Source organism: Antarctobacter aquimaris, assembly GCF_900184945.1.
GTDB lineage: Bacteria > Pseudomonadota > Alphaproteobacteria > Rhodobacterales > Rhodobacteraceae > Maliponia > Maliponia aquimaris.
This window is the reverse complement of sequence record NZ_FXYF01000001.1, coordinates 376,599-399,936: the sequence shown is the minus strand read 5'-3', so window position 1 is coordinate 399,936 and position 23,338 is coordinate 376,599. Positions and strand designations below refer to the sequence as shown.

General features: G+C 70.6%; 12 protein-coding genes. 5 read left to right on the top strand and 7 right to left on the bottom strand.

Features of this window, described 5'->3' with window-relative positions; translation table 11 throughout:
- Positions 1-3 precede the first annotated feature (3 nt).
- The 4 genes from bchI to MAA8898_RS01765 all read left to right on the top strand — a co-directional run bounded on the left by bchI (position 4) and on the right by MAA8898_RS01765 (position 5,251).
- On the top strand, positions 4-963 hold the full coding sequence (gene bchI, locus MAA8898_RS01780; RefSeq protein ID WP_245853221.1) for a magnesium chelatase ATPase subunit I: 960 nt from the start codon (positions 4-6) through the stop codon (positions 961-963).
- The gene (locus tag MAA8898_RS01775) at positions 960-2,588 is read left to right on the top strand and encodes a magnesium chelatase subunit D (RefSeq protein WP_094019237.1); all 1,629 of its coding nucleotides are present in this window, start codon (positions 960-962) and stop codon (positions 2,586-2,588) included. The genes bchI and MAA8898_RS01775 overlap by 4 nt, the downstream gene beginning before the upstream one ends.
- A 4-nt stretch (positions 2,589-2,592) precedes the next feature.
- Positions 2,593-3,462 (top strand): alpha/beta fold hydrolase BchO, encoded by an 870-nt coding sequence (gene bchO / locus MAA8898_RS01770; RefSeq protein ID WP_094019236.1) that lies wholly within the window; start codon positions 2,593-2,595, stop codon positions 3,460-3,462.
- A gap of 241 nt (positions 3,463-3,703) precedes the next feature.
- The gene (locus tag MAA8898_RS01765; protein WP_245853209.1) at positions 3,704-5,251 is read left to right on the top strand and encodes a CpsD/CapB family tyrosine-protein kinase; all 1,548 of its coding nucleotides are present in this window, start codon (positions 3,704-3,706) and stop codon (positions 5,249-5,251) included.
- A gap of 15 nt (positions 5,252-5,266) precedes the next feature.
- Here MAA8898_RS01765 and MAA8898_RS01760 read toward each other — a convergent pair whose 3' ends face one another.
- The 7 genes from MAA8898_RS01760 to MAA8898_RS01730 form a co-directional block, all read right to left on the bottom strand.
- Positions 5,267-6,595, bottom strand: coding sequence for a GumC family protein (locus MAA8898_RS01760; RefSeq protein WP_094019235.1), 1,329 nt, complete (start codon positions 6,593-6,595; stop codon positions 5,267-5,269).
- Positions 6,596-6,825: 230 nt separating this feature from the next.
- Positions 6,826-7,512 (bottom strand): 4'-phosphopantetheinyl transferase family protein, encoded by a 687-nt coding sequence (locus MAA8898_RS01755; RefSeq protein WP_245853208.1) that lies wholly within the window; start codon positions 7,510-7,512, stop codon positions 6,826-6,828.
- Positions 7,505-12,010 (bottom strand): MupA/Atu3671 family FMN-dependent luciferase-like monooxygenase, encoded by a 4,506-nt coding sequence (locus MAA8898_RS01750; RefSeq protein WP_094019234.1) that lies wholly within the window; start codon positions 12,008-12,010, stop codon positions 7,505-7,507. The genes MAA8898_RS01755 and MAA8898_RS01750 overlap by 8 nt, the downstream gene beginning before the upstream one ends.
- A 5-nt stretch (positions 12,011-12,015) precedes the next feature.
- Positions 12,016-13,017 (bottom strand): glycosyltransferase family 2 protein, encoded by a 1,002-nt coding sequence (locus tag MAA8898_RS01745; RefSeq protein WP_094019233.1) that lies wholly within the window; start codon positions 13,015-13,017, stop codon positions 12,016-12,018.
- A gap of 5 nt (positions 13,018-13,022) precedes the next feature.
- The gene (locus tag MAA8898_RS01740) at positions 13,023-19,490 is read right to left on the bottom strand and encodes a type I polyketide synthase (protein WP_094019232.1); all 6,468 of its coding nucleotides are present in this window, start codon (positions 19,488-19,490) and stop codon (positions 13,023-13,025) included.
- 222 nt (positions 19,491-19,712) lie between these two features.
- Positions 19,713-21,068, bottom strand: a complete 1,356-nt coding sequence (locus tag MAA8898_RS01735) for an oligosaccharide flippase family protein (RefSeq protein ID WP_094019231.1) — start codon at positions 21,066-21,068, stop codon at positions 19,713-19,715.
- Entirely contained in the window at positions 21,065-21,922 is an 858-nt protein-coding gene (locus MAA8898_RS01730; RefSeq protein ID WP_094019230.1) for a glycosyltransferase family 2 protein, read from the bottom strand. The genes MAA8898_RS01735 and MAA8898_RS01730 overlap by 4 nt, the downstream gene beginning before the upstream one ends.
- 163 nt (positions 21,923-22,085) lie before the next feature.
- Between MAA8898_RS01730 and epsE the strand changes: the two genes are divergently transcribed.
- Positions 22,086-23,291: an exopolysaccharide biosynthesis GT4 family glycosyltransferase EpsE gene (gene epsE, locus MAA8898_RS01725; RefSeq protein ID WP_442403411.1), complete on the top strand. Its 1,206-nt coding sequence runs from the start codon at positions 22,086-22,088 to the stop codon at positions 23,289-23,291.
- Positions 23,292-23,338 lie beyond the last annotated feature (47 nt).

The window sequence follows — 23,338 nt, the reverse complement described above, 5'->3', positions numbered from 1 at the left end:
GGCATGAAGACGGCGATGATCCTGACCGCGGTCGAGCCGCGGCTGGGCGGCGTGCTGGTCTTTGGCGACCGAGGCACCGGCAAATCCACCGCCGTGCGCGCGCTGGCCGCCCTCCTGCCGCCGATCCGCGCGGTGCGCGGCTGCCCGGTCAACGCCCCCTCGCTGGCCGAAAGCCCCGACTGGGCCGAACTCGACACAGAGGTGATCGTCACCCGCCCGACCCCCGTGGTCGACCTGCCGCTGGGCGTGACCGAGGACCGCGTGACCGGCGCGCTGGATATCGAACGCGCGCTGGTGCAGGGCGAAAAGGCATTCCAGCCCGGACTTCTGGCGCAGGCCAACCGGGGTTACCTCTATATCGACGAGGTCAACCTGCTCGAGGATCACATCGTCGACCTGCTGCTCGACGTGGCGCAATCGGGCGAAAACGTGGTCGAACGTGACGGGCTGTCGATCCGCCATGCCGCGCGCTTTGTCCTCGTCGGCTCGGGCAACCCCGAAGAGGGCGAGTTGCGGCCGCAACTGCTGGACCGCTTCGGCCTCTCGGTCGAGGTCCGCTCGCCCACCGATATCGAGGAGCGGATCGAGGTGGTGCGCCGCCGCGACGCCTTCGAGACCGATCCGCAGCGCTTCCTCGCGGACTGGGCGCCCGCCGACGCAAAGGTGCGCAGCCGCATCCTGACCGCCCGCGCCGCACTGGCCACGATCGACACGCCGGACGACATCCTGCGCGACTGCGCGCGGCTCTGCGTGGCACTGGGCGCCGATGGCCTGCGGGGCGAGTTGACGCTGCTGCGCGCGGGCCGTGCCCTGGCCGCCTACGAGGGGGCGCAGGCGCTGGGCCGCAACCACCTGCGCCGCGTCGCGCCGCTGGCGCTGGCGCACCGGCTGCGGCGTGACCCGCTGGACGAGGCCGGGACCGCCGTGCGCGTGGACCGCGCGGTGGCCGAGGTCCTGGGATGACCGAGGGCGCGCAGGTCTGGCAGCGCGCCACGCTGGCCCTGCGCCTCTTGGGCCGCGATGCCGCAGGGCTGGGCGGGCTGGTGCTGCGCGCCCGCTCCGGCCCGGTGCGCGACCTCTTTCTTGACGCGCTGACCGCCCTTGGCCTGCCGCTGATCCGCCTGCACCCGGCGATGAGCGCCGAAACCCTGCTGGGCGGGCTGGACCTGGCCGCCACCTTGCAGAGCGGCCACCGCGTCGACACCCCGGCGCTGGTGGACCGACCCGGGGTCTATGTCCTCGCCATGGCCGAACGCTGCCCGCCCGACCTCGCTGCCCTGCTGGCGCAGGCGCTGGACCGGGGCCGGATGCACCCGCTGGTCCTGCTGGACGAAGGCGCCGAAGGTGACGAACATGTGCCCGCCTGCCTTTCTGAACGGCTCGCCTTTCACGCCGACCTGACCGGCCTCTGCCTGTCCGACACCCGCGCCTTGCCCGACGACATGGATACCGAGGCCGAGCGTGTCGACGACCCCGCACTGGCCCTGACCCTGCTCGCCGCGCGTTTCGGCATCGACTCGCTGCGCGCCCCGCGCCTCGCGCTGCGCACCGCGCGCGCCCTGGCCACCGACCCCGGCGCGCTGACCACTGCCGACATCCGCCTTGCCGCCGAACTGGTCTACCCGCACCGTGCCACGATGATGCCGCAGCCCGAGGAGCCGCCGTCAGAGACCCCGGACACCCCGCCCCCCGACCCGCAGGACAGCGACCCCGGCACCGACAGCCTCGACCTGCCCGAGGACCTGCTGATCGAGGCGGTCCGCGCCCTCTTGCCGGCGGGCCTGCTGGCCGGCCTGCGCCCCCCGGAGGCCGGGCGCCCGGGCGCCGGATCGGGGGCCGGACAGCGGCGCAAGGGCAACCGGCGCGGCCGCCCCCTGCCCGCCCGGCGCGGCCGGCTGGACGGGCGCGCGCGGATCGACCTTGTCGCCACCCTGCGCGCCGCCGCCCCCTGGCAAAAGCTGCGCAAGGCGCAGGCCGGGCGCATCGCCATCTGGCCCTCCGACATCCACGTCAAACGCTATGAGGACCGCTCGGACCGGCTGCTGGTCTTTGCCGTCGATGCCTCCGGTTCCGCCGCGCTGGCCCGCCTGGCCGAGGCCAAGGGCGCGGTCGAACTGCTGCTGGCGCAGGCCTACTCCAGCCGCGACCACGTTGCCCTGATCGCCTTTCGCGGCGACAGGGCGGACCTGCTGCTGCCGCCCACCCGCTCGCTGGTGCAGACGAAACGCCGGCTCGCCGCGCTGCCCGGCGGCGGCGGCACGCCCCTTGCCGCCGCGCTGCTCAGCGCCGGGCAGGTAGCGCAATCGGCCCTGTCGCACGGGCTGACCCCGGTCATCGCCCTGCTGACCGATGGCAAGGCCAACATCGCGCTGGACGGCCGCGCCGACCGCGCCACCGCCCAGGCGGATGCGGAACGGCAGGCGCGCTGGCTGCGCGGCGCGGGCTTTGCCGGCATCGTGCTGGACGTGGGCCGCCGCCCGCACGCGCCCTTGCAGACCCTCGCTGCCACCATGGGCGCGCAGTACCTGCCCCTGCCCCGCGCGGACGCCAGGGGCATCGGCAACGCGCTCCGGGGCGCGCTGGGCTGAGCCGATGGACTGGCCGCCCGACCCCGCGACCTGGCCCCATGCCCGCCATTCGCGTCAGATCCCGCTGTCGCCGCACCGCTGGCACGTCCAGGTCCTGGGTGACGGCCCGGACCTGGTGCTGCTGCACGGCGCGGGCGGGGCGCTGCACAGCTGGCGCGGGCTGATCCCCCTTCTGGCGGACCGCTACCGCGTCATCGCCGTCGACCTGCCCGGCCACGGCTACACCCGCTCTCCCGGCGGCGCGCGCTCCGGTCTCGACGCCATGACACAGGACCTCTCGCTGCTGATCGCCGCGCAGGGCTGGCGCCCCGCCGCCCTGATCGGCCATTCCGCCGGCGGCGCGCTGGCGCTGCGGCTGGCCGGGCGGCTGGACCCCATGCCCGCCGTGGTGGGGATCAACGCCGCGCTGACGCCGTTTGACGGTGTGGCCGGCTGGCTGTTCCCGCTGCTGGCGCGGATGCTGGCCGCCAACCCGTTGACGCCGCTCCTGTTCACGCTGGGCCGCTCTGGCACAGGGCAGGCGCGCAAGCTGGTCGAGGGCACCGGCTCATGCCTCGATGAGCAGGGCTATGCGCTCTACGCCCGGCTGATGGCCGACCGGCGGCACGTCAACGGCGCGTTGCAGATGATGGCGCGCTGGTCGCTGGACGACCTGTTGCGCGACCTGCCCCGGATCACAGCGCAGACGCTGCTGATCACCGGCGACCGGGATCGCGCGGTGGCCCCGTCTGTGGCCGTCGCAGCGGCGGACCGGATGCCCGACGCCCGGGTGTTGCCGCTGACCGGCCTCGGCCACCTCGCGCACGAGGAAGACCCCGCCGCCGTCGCCGCCGCCATGGCCCCCTTCCTGGCCGCCCATTGCCCGGCGACTTGAAAACCCGCCTGCGCCCGCTCACCTACTGAGGTGCGCATCGCATACCGGGCAAAGGGTGAACAATCCCGCGATTTCGGACTTATTCTGGCCAGATTTGGCTGGTTTAAGACGGGGGCGGACCTGGGGGATTGCCGCCCGGTCCGGCACGGAACGACCCGCACGGCGATCCCTCCGGGACGATGCGGCGCATTGGGCGCCGCACAGGGGGCATCGCGGTGCGCACAGCCATGGAGCGAGGGGCATGAACATGATGGACGGCCCGAAATTCCGGCGCAAACACAGATCGGCCGCGGGCAAACCCCGGCCGGCGCCCGAATCCGTGCCCGAAACCCTGCCCGAAACCCTGCCCGAATCCGTGCCCAAGAACCTGCCCGAGATTGCCCCCGAAACGGCACCCGAACCGCCTGTCCCGGACCCCGAGGCCGGCGCACGTCGCACCGCCGAGGCGCAGGCGCGCGCCGAGGAAAAGGCCCGCCGCAAGGCCGAATTCGAACGCATCGCCCGCGAAGAGGCCCTGCGCCGCGTCGCCGCCGCCCGCGCACGCCGCGAAGCCGAAGCCCGGCAAAAGGCCGAGGCAGAGGCCGCCGAAAAGGCCCGCACCGAGGCGGAAGACGCCGCGCGCAAGGCCGAAGAAGCCCGCCTCGCCGAGGAACGCCGCAAGGCCGAGGACGCCGCCCGCAAGGCCGAGGAAGCCCGCCTCGCAGAGGAACGTCGCAAGGTCGAGGACGCCGCCCGCAAGGCCGAAGAAGCCCGCCTCGCCGAGGAACGCCGCAAGGCCGAGGACGCCGCCCGCAAGGCACAAGAAGCCCGCCAAGCCGAGGAACGCCGCAAGGCCGAGGACGCCGCCCGCAAGGCACAAGAAGCCCGCCTCGCCGAGGAACGCCGCAAGGCCGAGGACGCCGCCCGCAAGGCACAAGAGGCCCGCCTCGCCGACGAACGCCGCAAGGCCGAAGCCGCCCGCAAATCCGAAACCGCTGCCGCCGCGACCGCCGCCCCCTACCGGCTGACCGGCGAGGACGCCGTGGCGCCGTCACCCTCCCCGTCACCCGACGCACCCCCCGTCGATGACACCTGGGCGCAGTTACAGGAGATCACCGTCGACGCCGCCCACCTGCGGCGCAACCGCATCGTCACCGGAGACCGCGACGACCCGGCCCATACCGTGTTCGACGTGTTGCGCACCCGGCTGCTCCAGGGGTTGCACGACAACGGCTGGAAACGCGTGGCGATCACCTCGCCCGGCAAGGACTGCGGCAAGACCTTCACCGCCGCCAACCTCGCCATCAGCCTGTCGCGGCAGGAAAACTGCCGCACCCTGCTGATGGACTTCGACATGCGCCGCCCCAACCTGCACAAGATCCTGGGCATCGAGCGGCCCGGCTCGGTCGGCGACATGCTGCGCGGCCAGACCGCGCCCGAGGACCACCTGCGCCGCATGGGCCAAAACCCCGTCAACGCCGGCCGCAACATCGCCTTTGCCCTGAACGACACCACCGAGGCCTATGCCTCGGAGCTGTTGCAGGACCCGCGGACAGAGGAGACGCTGCAACGGATCGAACAGCACCTCGCGCCCGACGTGATGCTGTTCGACCTGCCGCCCGCGCTGTTTTACGACGATGTCATCGCCTTCCGCCCGCTGTTCGACGGCGTGCTGCTGGTGATCGGCGGCGGGCTGACCACGCAAAAGGAAATCGCCGAGGTCGAGCGCCGGCTGGGCGACAGCACGCCGCTGCTCGGGCTGGTGCTGAACAAGGCCGAAGGCACCGAGCTGGAACGCTACAGCTACTGACCGCGCGGCCCCCGGTCAGCTCCGCGCCACGCGCGGCAGGAACCGCCCGGCAAACTCGGCCAGCGCCGGCGACCGCTCCCATGTCAGCCGCAGCCCGGCGGCCAGCAGGGCCAGCACCCCGGTCAGCTTGGCCGCCAGCTTCAGTCCCCGCGTCCAGCGGTCACGCGGCGTGCGGATCACCGGGATCGCCACCACCGGCTGCAACCCCAGGACACGCTCCATCTGCGCCGCGCTGCGGATCACCGGGTTCATCACCTCGACGGCAAAGGCCAACCCCAGCCCCGCCACCAGGCTCACGACAGCGCCCATCAGCGCCAGCTTCTTGCGGCTGCGCGAAATTGCGTACTCGGGCGGCAGCGCGGTTTCCAGCACCTCGAAACGGTCGGTCGCCTGGCGGTCCTCCAGCATCTGGCCCAGCTCGGCCTCGGCCTGGCGGCGGGTGATGACCTCGTACTGCTCCTGCAACTTGGACATCTCGCGCTCCAGCCCGTTGAGCGCGCGCTCGACCTCGGGTGCGCCGGAAATCAGCGTCTCGATCTGGCCGATGCGCGTGGCGATCAGCGCCTTCTGTTCGGTCAGCGCGGCGGCCTGGCGCTGGCGCACCTCGTCGCGGGTGCGGTCGGTCGCGGTCTCCAGTGCCAGCAGCTGTTGATCCAGGTCCAGATCGGTGTCGCGCAGGCTGGACAGCTGGCTGCGCAGGTCGGCCAGCCCCGAGGGCAGCTGATCGGCGTTGGCGCGCTTGAATTCCGCGATCCGCCCTTCCAGCGCCTCGATCTCGGCCCGCACCCGCGCCTCTTCGGCGGCGAAAAAGGCAAAGGTGTCGCGCGCCCGACTGGCGTTGCGGTCGCGCGACTGGTCGATCACCGAGGTCATCAGCCAGTTGGCCACATCCGCCGCCTTCTGCGGGTCGTCCAGCTGGACAGAGATCAGCAGCCCCGAAGGCACGTTGCCGCCGGGCGCGAACTGCTGTGCTGCGTTGATCAGCGGGGTGATCCGCACCGCATCGCGCATCCGGCCGATGCGTTCGCCCTGCGTCATCGACGGGTCCGCCGTGAACAGCGCGTAGCGGTCCATGACGCGCAGCAGGTTGTCCCGCGCCATCAGGCGCTGTTCGATCAGCCGCAGCCGGCGCGCGGCATCGGTGTTGGCGGCCAGCGCCCCGGCCATCTGGTCGGGCACCTGGGCGTCCTCGATCTGGACCACCGCCGTCGCCTCGTAGATCCGTGTCTGGCCCAGCGCGTAGTTGAGCGACAGCAGGCAGCCGAGAAAGGTCACCGTCAGGATCAGGACAAGGCGCCGCCGCAGCGCGGACAGCACTTCACCGAATGACTGGAACTGGTTCATCTCGATACTCCCGCAAAGTTGCCCCCAATGCGGAGATGTCGACCGGCCCACCTCGACCCAATGTCGCCACCTGCATGCCACAATCTATCGAAAGTGCCCCAATTTTGCCATGTCTTTGCTTGGTTAATGCCGGAAACAATGCGTCTCCACCTGGGGAACCAGCGCCATGTTTTCGCCACATTTTCAGAAAGATACAGCTGCGCACCGGGCAAATGTGGCAGCTTTGTGTCCTAGCGGAGAGAGGCAGGCGCCGGAACGGCGCTCAGCGACAGCACATGGCCTCCGCCGACGGCCTGCCACAGCAGCAGATCGGCGCGGGAATCGGGCGGAAATGAGGCAACCTCGGGGTGATCGGTGAACCGCGCGCGCCCCTGCGCCAGGTCGACCGACAGCCCGTGAAAGCCATAGATGCGGCGGACCAGCGGGTAATGCGCCTTGTAGGCGGCTTCCTTGGCGGAAAACAGCCGCGTGGCCTGCATCCCGCGCGCCTCGGGCGGCACAGCGGCCAGTTCCTCGGGGCGGCAGATCTCGGCGATCAGGTCGGCGTCCAGCGGGGCGTCGTGTTCGAGGTCCACGCCCAGGCTACGGAACGTCCCGGCGCGGGCCACCACGGCCACGCCAAGCGCCCCGGCATGGCTGATGCTGCCGACCACGCCGCCCGGCCAGGCGGGCGCACGGTCCGCGCCCATGGGGATCGCAGCGGCAGGCAGACCCAGCTGCGCCATGGCCTGCCGCGCCGCGCGCCGCCCGGCGGCGAATTCGGCGCGGCGCCGCGACACGGCCCGCGCCATCGCCAAGTTTTCCTCGGGGAACAGATCATCCGCGCCGCCCACGTCCACCACCGCCCAGGCCAGCCCCGGCGGCGGCGTCAGCTGCCGAATCATGGCGCGCACCACGTCGGCGGGCAGGTCAGGCACGGCGCCGGGCGCGCATCTCGCGCCGCCGCGCCATCGCCTCGCTGCGCGACTGCGCGCGCGAGGAGGCGGGGACCGGCTCGACCGTCTGGTCCGGCACCTTCACCGGCCCGTCGATCAGCCCCGCCACCCGCGCCGCGAGATCCGCCAGCACCGGGAACCGAAAGATATCGGTGATCGACAGCTTGGCCGCGCCCAGTTCCTCGCGGATCGCACGATGCGCCTGCACCGCCAGCAGCGAATGCCCCCCGAGGTCAAAGAAACTGTCCCGCCCGGACGGCACCACCCCCAGCGTGCGCTGCCAGATCGCGGCAATCGCCGCCTCGACCTGCGCGGCCTCGCCGCTGCCGTTCACAGCCACCGGCGCGGGCTGCGGCCGCTCGGCGGGTTTCGCCACCGCGGCCTGCGGCGCGGGCAGTCCGGCGCGGTCCACCTTCCGGTTCGGGGTCAGCGGAAACGCCGCCAGGTGGACAAACCGCCCCGGCACCATGAACCCCGGCAGGTCACGGCCCATCGCGACCTTCAGCGCCGCCTCGTCCTGCGCCCGTCCGGTGTAATAACCCACCAGCCGCACGTCGCCCGGCACATCCTCGCGCGCCAGCACCACCGCCTGCGTCACGCCGCCTTGCGCCGCCAACAGCGCCTCGATCTCACCCAGCTCGATGCGGAAACCGCGCAGTTTCACCTGATGGTCGACCCGGCCGACAAAGTCGATCCGCCCATCGACCCGCCGCCGCACCAGGTCGCCCGTGCGGTACATCCGCCCCGCGTGGAACGGGTTCGGCACGAATCGCTCCGCCGTCAGCTCCGGCCGGTTCCAGTAGCCGCGCGTCACGCCCTCGCCGCCGATCCACAGCTCACCCTCCTGGCCCAGGCCCACCGGCTGACCCTCCGCATCCAGCACGTAGAGCTGCTGGTTGGCCAGCGGCAGGCCGATGTTGACGGTCGTCTCCCCCGCCTCGGCCCGCGTACAGGACGACCAGATCGTCGTCTCCGTCGGCCCGTACATGTTCGTCACCGTGGCCCCGGTGATCTGCGCAAACTCGGCCACCAGCGCGCCGGGCAAAGGTTCGCCGCCGATGTATACATGCTGCACACCGGACAGGGCATAGCGCGCCTCTTCGTTCATGGCGATCATCCGCGCCATCGACGGCGTGCATTGCAGGTGCGTCACCCCATGCCGCACGATCTGCGCCGCGATGCTGAAATCGTCGGCCTCCAATTCCGGCACACCGCCCGCACGCGCCACCACCTCGGCCAGCGGCTTCAGCCCGTCCATCACGGTCTGCCGGTCGATGCCATAGTCGATCAGGCAGGCAATCTCGGTCACGCCGATGGCCTTGACCTCCTCGACCCGCGCCAGCGCATCCTCGACCGTGCCGAACAGGCCGCTGTCGTTGAAATACCGCTCAAAGGCAAAGTCCAGGATCGCGTCCAGCTCTTCCGGCTCCAGCCCGTCCAGTTGCAGGTCAAAGGCGTTCGACACCCCCTCGGGCCGCTTGAAGGCCGGAAAGGCCCAGGCGTATTGCTTGATCAGCCCGGCGGCCGAGCGCAGGTAGTCCTTCATCGGCTCCCGCGCGATCTCGCGCGCGTGCTCGCGGCTGTCCGACAGGAAACTGTGCAGCATCAGCGTGACGGTAAAGTCCCTGGGATCGTGCCCCGCCTCGCGCAGCGCCTGGTGGTACAGCCTGATCTTGCCGCCCACCTCCTCGACCGTCTGGCCCAGCAGGTGCGTCAGCACGTGGCAGCCCAGCTGCCCCGCCTCCTTCCAGGTCTGCGGGTTGCCCGCCGTGGTCACCCAGACCGGCAATTCCTTGGACACCGGGCGGGGTTGCGTCACCACCTCGTGCAGCGAGCCGTCCTTGCGCGGGAACGCCACCGCCTCGCCGCGCCACAGTTTGCGCACCGTCTCGATGTCGCGCAGCATCGCCGGCTTGTTCTCGGGCGGGGAGTTCTCGGGGCGCAGCACGAAATCGTCCGGCTGCCAGCCGCTTGCGATCGCCATGCCCGCGCGCCCGTTCGTCAGGTTGTCGATCACCGCCCATTCCTCGGCGATCCGCGCCGGGTGGTGCAAGGGCGCCACGACCGATCCGGCCCGCACGCCGATGTTCCTTGTCACGCCCGCCACGGCCGCCCCCGTGACCGAAGGATTCGGATAGGGGCCACCGAAGGCGTGGAAATGCCGCTCCGGCGTCCAGACGGCGACAAAGCCGTTTTCGTCGGCGAATTGCGCGCCCTCCAGCAGCAGGCGGTACTTGTCCCGCCCCGCGCCGTCATCGTTGCCCCAGTAGTACAGCGAAAACTCCATGCCGCCGCCGCGCGGCATCGGCCCCTTGGAGATCAGCGCGCGGTCTTCGTCGCCGGTCAGCACCACGGTCAGCCCGCGCGCCGTGGTCCAGAACAGCTCCAGCACCGAGATGTCGAAACTCAGCGACGTGACGGCCAGCCAGACGCCGCCCTCCTGCGGGATATGCGTATCCATCCCTGTATAAAAATTGCATACATTGCGATGCTCGACCATCACACCCTTGGGCTTGCCGGTCGATCCGCTGGTGTAGATGAGATAGGCGAGGTCCTCGGGTCCGCTTTGCGGCGCGGGGTTTTCCACTGGCATCCCGTCCAGGCGCGGCTCCGCGTCCAGCACCAGCAGTTGCGCGTCATGCCTGGGCAGGGACGGCTCCACCCCCGCCTGCGTGACAATCACCCGCGCGCCGCTGTCCTGCGCAAAATGGTCCAGCCGCTGCACCGGATAAGTCGGGTCCATCGGCAGATAGGCCCCGCCCGCCTTGAGGATCGCCAGAGCGCCGACCATCAGGTCGACCGACCGGCGGCAGCACAGGCCCACCACCTGCCCCCGTTCGACCCCCATCTGCCGCAGCAGATGCGCAGCCCGGTTGGCGCGCGCGTTCAGCTCGGCATAGCTCAGCCGGGTGTCCTCGAAGATCAGCGCCACAGCCTCGGGCGTTTTCGCCACCTGCGCCTCAAACGCCGCCTGCATGGTCAGGGCGCGGTCATGCTCCGTCCCGGTGGCGTTCCAGCGGCTGAGCACTATGTCGCGCTCTGCCTCGGGCAGGCCCTCGCCCCCCTGCGCGGCAAATTCCAGCCGCGCGGCCAGCAGTTCGGCCTGCGCCGGGTCCAGCCGCCCGGCATCAAAGCTGAAGACCGGCTTGTCGCCGAGGATCACGGTGATCGCGGTGCCGGGAATGTGCCCCGCGCCCGCCACAGCCAGCCCAATCTGCGGCACCTGCGGCCAGTCCAGCTCGGGCGCGCGGGCGAACAGGTCGCTCGCCACGGGATGCGGCGTCACCGCGCCCACGTCGCTCACCCGCAGCGGCGACCACGGCAGGATCAGCCCCGCCATCTCCGCCCAAGCGCCATCGGCCCAGGCAAGGTCCACCCCGTCGCGCCCCGCCAGCTGCCGCGCCCAGCGCGCCACGGCCTGCGCCCCATCGCCGGGCAAGGACACGTCCCGCCTTTGCAGGTCTGCGACACCCTCGCGCAGGCCCGACAGGCTCACCGGGTCCAGCTCCGCCATCCTCCGGCGCATCGCGCCCTCGTGCCGCGCCACCCCGGCCATCCCGGCATCGACATGCGCCAGCGCCGACGCGTCCAGCAGCGGCAGCACCTCGCCCGTCCGCGCGATCTCGTCCACATCCACCGGCGCGCCGCAGATCCGCCGCAACCCGCCCAGCACCAGAGCATGCGCGCCGCAGGCCACCGTCAGCCGGTCCTTGCCCACCTCCAGCACCGTCCCCGGCGCGGCAAAGCTTTCGGTCAGCCGCGCCGACCCCACCAGCCACAGCGCCTCCCGCGCCCGCAGCTTGGCCGCGCACAAAGGGTTCCAGTAGCCGCCAAAATCCAGTGCCCGCACCAGCCGTTCCAGCTCCACCGCCGGGCGGCGGAAATCCAGCAGGCCAAAGCCCGAGGGCCGCTGCACCCGCCCGTGATAGCTGCGCAGCGCCAGGTCCTGCGGCTGGCGCTGCAACACGCCGCTTTCCAACTGGTCGAGCAGCGCAGGGAACGACTCCATCGCCGCCTCGTAGGCCCTGGTGTTCAGCGTCAGCGCCGTGTCCTGCGCCGTGATGTAGAACGCAGCCGAGACCAGCACATCGCCCTTGTCCACCCCACCCTCGATCAGGTGCCAACTGATGCCATGCGTGCTCTCACCTTCGAACAGCGCCCAGACCGGGGCATTCAGCCCGGCGTGGCGCGGCAGGGGGCCATCGTGAAAGTTGACCGCGCCCTTGGTCGGCAGCGCCAGCACGTCCTCGGGGAGGATCGCCAGGTTGGCGATGGACAGCAGCCAGTCCACCCCCTTCGGCAGCCGCGCCGCCAGCCCCGCCCCCGGCGCCACGACCGGCAGACCGCGCCCCTCGGCCCAGCGCGCGACATCGGCGTTCTCCGTCACCACCGCGGCGACGCGATTGCCGCGTGCCAAAGCCATCTCGGCGCAGTGCACCAGCAGCGATTCGTTGCCCATCACGATGCAGGAAAATGCCATCTCGGTTACTCCGCTTCGAGTTCGGGGGCGGCCCGCACACGGGCCGTGGTGCGCGGTCGCGGCAGGGGCCGGACCAGCGCCTTGAGGTCATGGATCAGCAGGTCACGCAGGAAATGCGGCGGATCGGCGGGGCGCTTGCCCTGCACCCGCATCCGCAGCCGCCAGAAGGCACCGCCCAGCGCGTGCATCAGCGTGGCCAGCGCCGCGTAGCCGCGCCCGTGGTTCTTGCTGAAATAGTGCCAGCGGCTGTCCAGCCAGTAGCCGGGAATGCGCGCCCAGGTCTTCATCCCCGTCGAGACGGACCCGATATGCGCCACGTGGCTGTCGCGCACGTAATGCGTCTGATACCCGGCGCGGGCGGCGCGCAGGCACAGGTCCGTCTCCTCGAAATACAGAAAGAACGTCTCGTCAAAGAGGCCGATCCGGTCCAGCACGCCTTGCCGCATCATGATCGACGCCCCGGCCAGCCAGTCCACCCGCCGCGTCGCCTGTGGCACCCCGATCGGCACCTTGCGGTTGCGCAACAGACGCGAAACCGGGCCAAACCGCGCCGCCCCCTCGAATTCCGACCAGAGAGAGGGAAAGCGGAACGCCGTCATGTGCGCCGCGCCGTCCTCGCCGTGGATGTAGCTGCCGGCAAACCCGGCCTCGGGGTGCGCCTCCAGATGATCGTGCAGCCGCCGGATCGCGTCCGGCGCGGGAAAGGCGTCGGAGTTCAGCAGGTAGACGTAATCGGGCGCCGATCCATCCGCCATCCGCGCCCGGATGCCCACATTGTTGCCCGCGCCAAAGCCGCCGTTGTGCCCGGACGGCACCACGCGCACCTGCGCCCAGCCCTCGCTCCGCACCGCCTGAACGATCCGCTCACAGGACCCGTCGCCGCTGGCGTTGTCGACGATCACCAGTTCCGCCTCCAGCCCCTGCATCGCCGCCAGCGCCGCGCGCACGGACCGCAGCGTCATCTCCGCCGTGCGGTAGTTCAATGAGACGACCAGGATCCGCGCCATACCCCCTACTCCGCCGCATGCGAGGGGAAGGCCACGACCTGCCCCTTGCCGCCCGATGCTGCCTCCGCCTCTTCGATCGCTGCGCGCATCAGCGCCGCCAGCACCCGCACGTTCGGCTCCAGCACCATGCTGTCATGATCGCCCGGCACCTCGTGCACCTCGACCCCCGGCACCATGGTGCCCCAGTCGTTGTCATGCGTCACGTAAGTCCGTTCCGAGTTCACCAGCGCCCCGCCCGACACCGTCCACTTGCCCGACAGCGGCGGACGGTACAGCACCACGCGCCCGTCCCAGGGCCGCACCCTGTAGCCCGCGATGGCGCGGTAGAACGCCGCCTCGATCTCGGCGTTGTGAAAGGCGTGCTCGGTCCCCGTCCCGGCGACCTGGCGGCGCCTGGCGAACTCCCAGGCGATGCGGTTCCTGACCCACAGCAAGGGATACAGAACCCCCTTCTCGCGCGCCTGATGCCACTGGATGATCAGCCGGTCCCTGCGCGACAGTGGACGGCGCCGCGGCAAGGGCGTGTCCAGCATGACCACCAGCGATACCTCCTCGCCGGCGATCTCCAGCTGCCGCGCCACCTCGTAGGCGGTGATCCCGCCGCCGGAAAAGCCGCCCACCATGTAGGGCCCCTGCGGCTGCACCTGCCGCATCTCGGCGATGTAGTCCCGCGCCGCCTCCTCGATGCTGTCGTGCGGCGCGGCGCCGCCGTACAGCCCGCGCGCCTGCAAGCCATAGAACGGCCGGTCCGCGCCCAGCAGGTGCGCCAGGTGGCGCAGGTTCAGCACGTTGCCGAACATCCCCGCGATCAGGAAGAACGGCCGCAGCGGCCCGCCGTCGCCATCGTGCATCGGCACCAGGTGGGTGAACCGCCGCTCCGGCACCTTGCGCTCGGGCGCGTCACCGGACACCGGCCCGATCTCCGCCTCGATCAGCGCCGCGCAGGCGCGGATCGTCGGCGCTTCGAACAGCACCGAGATCGGGAAATCCACCTTGAACGCCTTCCTGATCATGGCGAACAGCCGCACCGCGATCAGCGAATGCCCGCCAAGGTCAAAGAAACTGTCGCAGACGCCCACGTTCTGCACCCCCAGCAGGTCAGCCCAGAAGCCCGCCAGCCGCGTCTCGATCTCGCCCTCGGGCGGCACGAAATCGCTGTCCAGCTGCGGCCGGTCAAAGCTCTGCCCAGACGCCGCCTCTACGACAGACGCCGCCGCCTGCCGCGTCAGCGCATCCAGGTCCAGCGACGACACGACCACCTGCGTCGCGCCCAGCGCCAGCGCCCGGTGAAACGCCTCCACCCCCTCGGACGGCAGGATGCCCTGCGACAGGTTGTGCGCCAGCCGCTCTTCGGCCGCCGACAGGGGCTGCGTCGCCCCGCCCTCGTCCAGCTCCAGTTCGGCGGCGGTCAGGCGCGGCGCGGCCTTCAGGATGTCGGCGCTGTCCAGCTTGCGGATGGTAAAGCCCGAGATTTCCACCACCACCTTGCCGCGCGGATCGCACAGCGTGATGTCGAAACTCGCGGTCTCGCGGTCCGCCCGGTTGTCGGCGGCATTGCGCACCCAGGACACCAGCCGGTCGGGCAGCGGGCCATGCACCCGCACCCGGCCATAGCGCACCGGCACCCACAGGTGGGTCGGTTGCCAGCCCTCGATCAGCTCCATCGCCCAGCCGGTCGCAATGTCCATCAGCGCCGGATGCAGCGGCATGTCGGGGGCGTCGGCCCCGACGGGCAGGGACAGATCGGCGATCCCCTCGCCCCGGCCCAGCGCGCGGGCATCCAGCACCTTCCAGCTGCGGCCAAAGCTCAGCTGCACCTCCTGCGCGGCGGTCAGCTTGCCGCCCTCGGCCCTGACCGGCGCGCCGCAGCGCGCCCGGATCGCCGCCAGGTCCAGCGGCGCGGGCCGCGCCATCGGCAGCAGCGCCAGCGCGCCCTGTGCGCACAGCGCAAACCCATGCCGCCCGTTCAGTGTCGCATCCGCCAGCACGTCGAACCCATAGCCCTCGTCGCTGCGCCGCAGCCGCACGCGCACGTCCCGCGCACCGCCCTCGGCCACCCGCAGGGGCCGCAGGAAACTCAGGTCGCGGATCTCGAACCCGCCGCGCTCGCCGTGCCCGGCCAGCGCCTGCGCCGCCAGCGACAGGTGGCCCGTCCCCGGCAGCAGCGCATCGCCCGCCTTGGTCCGATGCTGGTCGATGAACCAGTCGGTCGTGTCATATCGCGCCTTGAACACCCGGTTGCCCTGGGCGTCGAAACTGGCCTGCGCCAGCATCTCCTGCTGCACCGGCACAACCGGCGCGCGGGGCACCTCGCCCCGCCGCTGCGCCACCGCCTCGGCGGCCATGCCGACCTCGTTCCAGATGCCCCAGTTGATCGCCACGACGCGCGTCTTGCCGGTGCGCGCCCGCGCATAGGCGTTGAGGAACTCGTTGGCCGCGACGTAATCCACCTGCCCCGCCGGGGCCGTCACGGTGGAGGACGACGCAAATAGCACCATCCAGTCCAGCACGCCATCGGGGAACACCTGGCCCAGTACCTCGGTGCCGTGGATCTTGGGGGTGAACACGTCCTCGACACTGGCCGGGGTCTTGGCCAGCAGCGGCGCATCGGCGATCACGCCCGCGCCGTGGATCACGCCGGTGACGGGGCCAAAGCGGTCCTCGACGACACGCCGCGCCGCCTGCATCTGGCCCAGGTTGCAGACGTCCGCTGCCAGCACCATGACCTCGGCGCCCGCCTCCTCCAGCGCCAGCACCGCGCGGATGCGCCGCGCCATGCGGTCCTGCGGCGCGTGGCGGCGCAGGTAGGTCTCCCAGGTCGCGCGCTCCGGCAGCGGCTTGCGCGCCAGCAGCGCCAGTTTCGCCCCGCGCCGCGCGAAATCCTGCGCCAGCGTCAGCCCGATGCCGCCAAAGCCGCCGGTGATCAGGATCACCCCGCCCGGCGTCACCTCCGGCGCCTCGGGCAGCGCCACCGGCTTCACCGCGCATTCATAGCGCCGCCCGCCCCGCAGCGCGGCCACCCGGTCGCCCTGCTCGGCCAGCAGCTCTTCGAGAACCTCCAGCGCCAGCGCCTCCAGCGCCGCGTCCCGCGCCGCCTCCGCCTTGCCCTTCGTCCAGAAGGACGCCTGCACGGCCTCCGGCAAGGCCACGTCCAGCGTCGCCACGGTGACCCCCGGCAGTTCGCGCGGGATCACCCGCGCCGGGCCCGCCACGGTCGCCTTGGCCGGGCAGGTCAGCCCCTCGCCCCGCACCTGCGCCGCGCCATTGGTGACAACCGTAATCTGGATCGGCCGCGGAAGCCCCTCGGCCTCGATCGCCTGCGCCAGGAACATCAGCGCATAAAACCCCTGCTCCTGCACCCGGTGGAAGAAACTCGACCCCGGCCGATGCCCCTCGCCCTCGGTCAGCAGCCAGAAATGCCCGATCCGCGACGGCACGATCCCCCGCGCGCCCAGGTCCTGCAACAAGAGGTCATAACCCTCGCGGCCCCGCTCCGGCGCCAGCACATAGCCCTCGCCGACACGGGCAAAGGCATCGCCCGGCCGCACCTCGACCACATCATGCCCGGCCGCCCGCAACCGCGCGGCACAGCGCGCCGCCACCCCGGCCTCGTCCATGAACATCAGCCAGACCTGCGGCGCGGCATCGCCCAGCCCGCCCGCCACGTCCACCTCCACCGGAGCCGAGCGTGGCCGCCAGACCGGCTGCCAGCCCCAGGCGGCAATCTCGTCACTGCGCATCAGCCAGGCCGACGCGCCCTCCGCCACGCCTTTCCCCGGCGCAATGAAATAAGGACTGCGCTGAAAGGCATAGGAGGGCAGCACCACCCGGTGCCGCACCGCCTCGCCCCACACCTGACCCCAGTCGAAATCGACGCCCAGCGCCCAGAGCCGCCCCAGCACCTCGAACATGTGCCGGTCGTCGGCGATCTCCTCGTCCGGATGGCGCAGCGACGACAACACCTGGTTGCCGTCCACCTCCCCGTGCTGCCGCGCAAGCGACGCCAGCGCCTTGCCCGGCCCCACCTCCAGGAACACCCGGTTCGGCCGCGCCAGCGCGCCGATGCACTCGGCAAACAGCACCGTCCCGCGCAGATGCCCCACCCAATACTCCGGATCCACCGCCTGCTCGGGCGTCATCAGCGTCCCGGTCAGGTTCGAGGTCAGCGGCAACACCGGCGCCTTCAACTCGATCGACCGCAGGTAGCCGCCGAACTGCTCCAGGATCGGCTCCAGCATCCGACTGTGCGCCGCGATGTCGATGCCGATGCGGCGGCAGTCCACCCCGCGCGCCGCCAACACCGCCTCCAAGGCGTCCAACGCCGCCTGCGGCCCCGAGGCCACCGACAACCCCGGCGCGTTCACCGCGCCGAGGTCCAGCGCGTCCCCCAGCAAGGGCCGCAATTCCTCGGCCGGCAAAGCCACCGACAGCATCCCGCCCGCCGGCACCGTGTCGAACAGCCGCCCGCGCAGATGCACCAGCCCGATGCAATCCTCGAACGACATCACCCCCGCCACGCAGGCGGCGGTGTTCTCACCCATCGAATGCCCGGTCAGGGCGGCAGGCTGAATACCCCAGCTCATCCACAGCTGCGCCAGCGCATACTCGGTGATCATGATCAGCGGCAGCTGCAACGACGGCCGCAGCAGCGCGGCATCCGCCGCCGCCTCCGCCCCGCGCTCCGGCAGCCACAACTCCCGAACCCCGGGTTTCTTCTCTGGCGAAATACCCCCCGCAACAGCGCCGCCCGCGATCCGCTCGAGGTGCTCCAGCCCCCGGTCCATCCACTCGGCAAAGACCGGCTCGGTCTCGTACAGATCGCGCGCCATCCCGGCGTATTGCGCCCCGCCGCCGGGGAACATGAACACCACCTCGGGCCGGTCCAGCGCGGAATGGGTGAACACCCGCCGCACCTCGGCCCCGTCCAGCAAACGCGCCGCCTCGCGGTGATCGCCGGCGACCACCACCCGCCGCTTCTCGAAGGCGCGCCGCCCTTCCTTCAGCGTGTACGCCACGTCGGCCAGGTCCTGCTCGGGATGCGCCCGCAGATGCGCCGCCAGCCGCGCGGCATTGGCGTCCAGCGCCGCCTTCGACTTGCCCGAGACACAGAGGATCTGGAACGGCCAGTCCGACTCCGCGCTCGCCCCGCGCTCCGGCGCCTCTTCCAGCACCACATGCGCGTTGGTCCCGCCCACGCCCAGCGAATTCACCCCGGCGCGGCGCGGATGCCCCGCGCGCGGCCAGTCGCTCAGCCGGTCATTGACGCGGAACGGCGAGGTTTCGAAATCAATCGCCGGGTTCGGCGCCTCAAACCCCAGCGACGGCGGCATCTGCCGGTGATGCAGCGCCAGGGACGCCTTGATCAGCGAAGCCACCCCCGCCGCCGTGTCCAGATGCCCGATGTTGGTCTTGACCGACCCGATGCGGCAATGCCCTACCGCGGCCGACGTCTCGGCAAAGGCCTCGGTCAGCGCCGCCACCTCGATGGGATCGCCCAGGTAGGTGCCCGTGCCGTGGCATTCGACGTAATCCACCGTGTCGGCCGTCACCCCCGCCACCGCCTGCGCCTCGGCCACCGCCGCCGCCTGCCCCTCGACCGAGGGCGCAAGATACCCGGCCTTCTGCGCGCCGTCGTTGTTGACCGCCGATCCCTTGATCACCGCCCAGATGTGATCGCCGTCCGCCACCGCATCCGCCAGCCGCCGCAGCACCACGACCCCCGCGCCCGAGCCGAACACCGTGCCCTGCGCGCGATGGTCAAAGGCATGGCAGGCGCCATCCGGCGACAGGATCTCGTTCTCCTTGTAGAGATAGCCGCGCCCCTGCGGCAGCTCGATGGTCACGCCGCCGGCAATCGCCATGTCGCATTCGCCGGTCAGCAGCGCCTGGCAGGCGTAATGCGTCGCCACCAGCGAGGTGCTGCACGCGGTTTGCAGGTTGATCGACGGCCCGTGCAGGTCCAACACGTGGCTCAGCCGCGTGGTCATGAAATCCTTGTCGTTGCCGGTGTGGCGCAACAGGAACATGCCGGTGCTGTCCACCAGGTCCGGGTTCGAACAGACATTGAAGTAGAAATACGACCCCATTCCGCAGCCGGCAAAGACACCGACCTGCCCGTCGAAGGATTCCGGCACATGCCCCGCGCTTTCCAGCGCCTCCCAGGCGCATTCCAGGAACTGCCGGTGCTGCGGGTCCATGATCGCCGCTTCCTTGGGGCTGAAGCCAAAGAACTCGGCGTCGAAGTGGGCAAAATCCTCCAGCGGCGCGGCAAAGGGCACGTAGTCGCGGTGGCGCATCAGGCCGGGGTCTTCGCCTGCCGCGCGCAGTTCGTCCTCGCTCAGCCGGCGGATCGACGACACACCGTCGCGCAGGTTGCGCCAATAGGCGGCGATGTCCGCCGCCCCCGGCAGATGCGCCGCCATGCCGACAATCGCGATGTCGTTCTCACCAATGCGGCCTGCGTCATCCGTCATGCCTGACCTCGCATGTCTGCGCCGCCACCCGCCGCCACATTTGGCGGTGAATTGCGGCAATTTTTAGGAGGTTTCGCCAAAATTGGTCCCAAACGGGCGCTCGAAACGGCATCGCGCCGGGCTGGCCGCGACAATGCCCCGACCTGTTCGGGATTGTCCCGGACCGCGCCGCGATCCGCGTCCGCACCGTGCTGGAAAGGCAGGAAAAGGGCCAGCATCCGCCTATATCTCCACGATTGTCAGAATCGAGGACCAGTTCAACCACAGCGCGCAAGAGGCCAGCGCCAGGCCGATCCCCGCCATCACCATGTCATGCAGCGGGTCCCAGGCGCCCATGCGGCGCGCCAGCCAGACCACCGCCGGATAGGCCAGCAGGTAGGCCGCCGCCTGCCCGGTCAGCGCCCCGGTCAGCCCGTCGCTGGACAGCCCGGCCATCACGCAGCCCACCATCAGCACGGCGCGCACCAGCGCCAGCACAAAGTAGCGCCGCGAATCCCCCGCCGCCAGCGCCGCCTGATCATAGGTCATCACGATCAGCATGGGGATCTGCGCGCAGGCCAGCACCACCGCCACCGCGCCCGCCTCGGCATAGCGGTCGTCGTAGAGCATCTGCACCAGCCAGTCGCCCAGCAGCGCGAAGATGCCGACAAAGCCGATCAGCAGGGCCGACACGGCAAAGCGCATCTTGCGCAGCTTGACGAAATTGGCGCGGCTCTCGGTCGGCGGTGTCTCGCGGTAGACCGGGATCAGGATCTTGTGCGTGACCAGGTTGCCCAGCATCAGCGGGAACGAGGCCCAGAAAAAGCCGATGTTGTAGATGCCGAAGTGGTCCAGCGCGATGAACTTGCCGATCAGCATCTTGTCGGCCTGGGTAAAGAAAAACCCGCAGACGGTGGCGAGAAAGACCCATTTGCCGAAGCCGATCAGCTCGTGCGCGGCGGCGGATTCCCAGCGCAGGCGGTTCGGCTCGCCGGGCAGGTAGCGCCAGTTGAGCCAGACCTCGATCAGCGCGCCGATCACGCCCGACACCACCAGCGCCCAGACCGACCCCCACCACCAGGCCAGCCCGATCGCCACCAGCACCCCGGCCAGCTGCGTGCCGATGTCCAGCACCGTCACCCGGCCCAGCATCAGGTGCCGGTTGGCCGTCACCATCCGCGTCGGCCGGAACCCGGTGATCAGCAGCGTCAGCGCCGACACCGGCAGGATCTGCGTCAGGATCGGCTGGCCGTAGACCCAGGCCATGGGAAAGGCCAGCGCGCAGGCGACGATCCACAGGCCAAAGCCGCGCACCACCTGGATCGTCCAGGCGGTGTTGAGGAAATCGCGGTCGTCGCCGCGCCGTGACTGCATGATCGCCGGGGTCACGCCGACGTCGGAAAACTGCCCCAGCCCCATCAGGAACACCATGACCAGCGCCATCAGGCCGAACGCCTCGGGGAACAGCAGCCGCGTCAGGATCAGGTTGGACGCCAGCCGCACCATCTGGCCAAAGCCGAAGCTGCCCACCGTCAGCAACGATGAGCGCATCACGCGCGCGGTCAGCGACCCGCCGCGCAGCATGGTCAGCGTGCTCATCGGCCCCGGCTCCAGTCCTGGCGCTTGCGCGGGGTCAGCCGGACCGCCAGCGCGACCCCCGCGTAGACAGCAAAGCCCAGGGGATCGCCCAGCGCCAGCGCCAGCTTGTCGCGCAGGGCAAAGGCCGGCTTGTCGTCGTTGGGACGCAATTCCGGAAACCGCGCCGCGACCTCCGCGACCCCCGCGTCCTGCCGCCGCCGCACCCGGACCAGGTTGCCCCAGCCCTCGGCGATGGGCCAGCGGTAGGACGCCGGCACGCCCATCCGCTCACCGGGGCGGAACTGCAACCGCACATAGATGTCGTCCGAGATGATCTCGGGAAAGGTATCCCAGCGCGCGCGCCCCGCCGCGTTGACCGCGAACAGCCCGCAGCCCGGCACCACCTTGCGCATGAAGGGCACCCGCCGCCAGACCCGCGCGTAGGCCCGGCTGACGGCGCTTTGCGCTGCGATCTCGACCCGCCCGCTGGCATAGCGCGGCGCCCCGGTGTCCAGCGCCTGCACCAGCTGCCCCAGCAGCGCCGGCGCCACCGTCACGTCCGCGTCCAGGTAGACCCGCACCGCGCCGCGCGCCGCGGCATCCCCGGCGTTCAGCGCGCCCGGCTTGCTGCCCTCGGCCCGCTCGATCACCTCCAGCCTCCAGCCGCGCGCCGCATACCCGGCCTGAAACCCCCGCGCAATCGCCGCCGTCTCGTCGCGGCAGCCGTTGGCCACCACGAACACCTCGACGGCACCGTCACCCAGCCCCGCGGACATCAGCAGCGCCGAAAGGCAGCCGCCGATCAGCGCCGCCTCGTTGCTGGCCGGCACGATGACCGAAACCTGCGGTCCTCCCGCCTGCGTGCTGGGGTTCATCTGCAAAAGCCGCTACCCGTACCCATGGGGCCACACATGAGAAAAATCCACCGGCCCCGGCGCTGAAAACTCTTCCGGAACTGTGGCCAAACCATGGAATCGCATAGCTTATACCAAGACCATTCGCCTCTGCGGCGCAGCTGCCATCTCAAGGACCTTTCAGGTGACGCAAGGCTTGCGTATCGGGTACATTGTCCCACAATTCCCGGGACAGACACATATTTTCTTCTGGCGCGAACTTCAGGCCCTGGAAGCGATGGGGCACGAGGTCCACGTATTCTCCACCCGCAAGCCGCCCAAGCGGCTGATCTCGCACGACTGGTCGGATGAGGCCATCGCCCGCACCACCTACCTCGGCCATGTCGACCCGCTGCCCGCCGCCATGGCCTGGGCGCGGCTGACCGCGCAGGGCCTGCCCTGGTGGATGCTGCGCGAGGGGCCGGGATTCACCCGCGACGCGCTGCTGACGCTGGCCGCCGCCGAACGCCTGCGGCGCGAGGCGGCAGAGCGCGGGCTGGACCACGTCCACGCCCATTCCTGCGGCCGCGCCGCGCTGATCGCCTGTTTCGCGCATCTCATGGGCGGCCCGACCTACTCGCTCACGCTGCACGGCCCGCTGTCCGACTACGGCCCCGGCCAGCGGATCAAGTGGCGCAACGCCAGCTTTGCCACCGTCATCACCCGCAAGATCCTGGCCGAGATCGAGGAAACCCTCGCCGGTTCCCTGCCGGACCGGGTGCTGGTCCGCCCCATGGGCGTCGACACCGAGGCGCTGAAACGCGCCGCCCCCTACAAGCCGCCCGAACATGGCCGGCCGATCCGGCTGTTTTCCTGCGGCCGGCTGAACATCGTCAAGGGCCACCAGGACCTGATGGCCGCCACCCGGCAGCTGCTGGACCAGGGCGTCGACGTGCGGCTGGAGATCGCCGGCGAGGATGACGACGGCGGCACCGGCTACCGGCGCGAGCTGGAGGACTTGCTGAAAAAGCTGCGCCTCCAGGATCATGTGAAACTGCTGGGCGCGATCGACGCCAACGCCGTCAAGGCCAAGCTCGAAGAGGCGCATCTCTTCGTCCTTGCCTCCTGGCACGAACCGCTGGGCGTCGCCTACATGGAGGCCATGGCCATGGGCGTGCCGACCATCGGCACCAACGCGGGCGGCGTGGCCGAGCTGATCACCGACGGCTCCACCGGCTACCTGGTCGAGCCGAAGAACCCCGGCCAGCTGACCCGCACCATCCGCGCGCTGGTGAACGACTCCGACGCGCTCTTGCGCCTGTCCGAGGCGGGCCGCGCCCATGTGGCCGAACATTTCCGCTCGTCCCTGGGCGCCGAGGTGCTGGTGTCCGAGATCGCGCGCCTGCGTTGACGACCCTCTGCCCGAAGTCACCCGCACAGGCTTGCACACCGACCGGC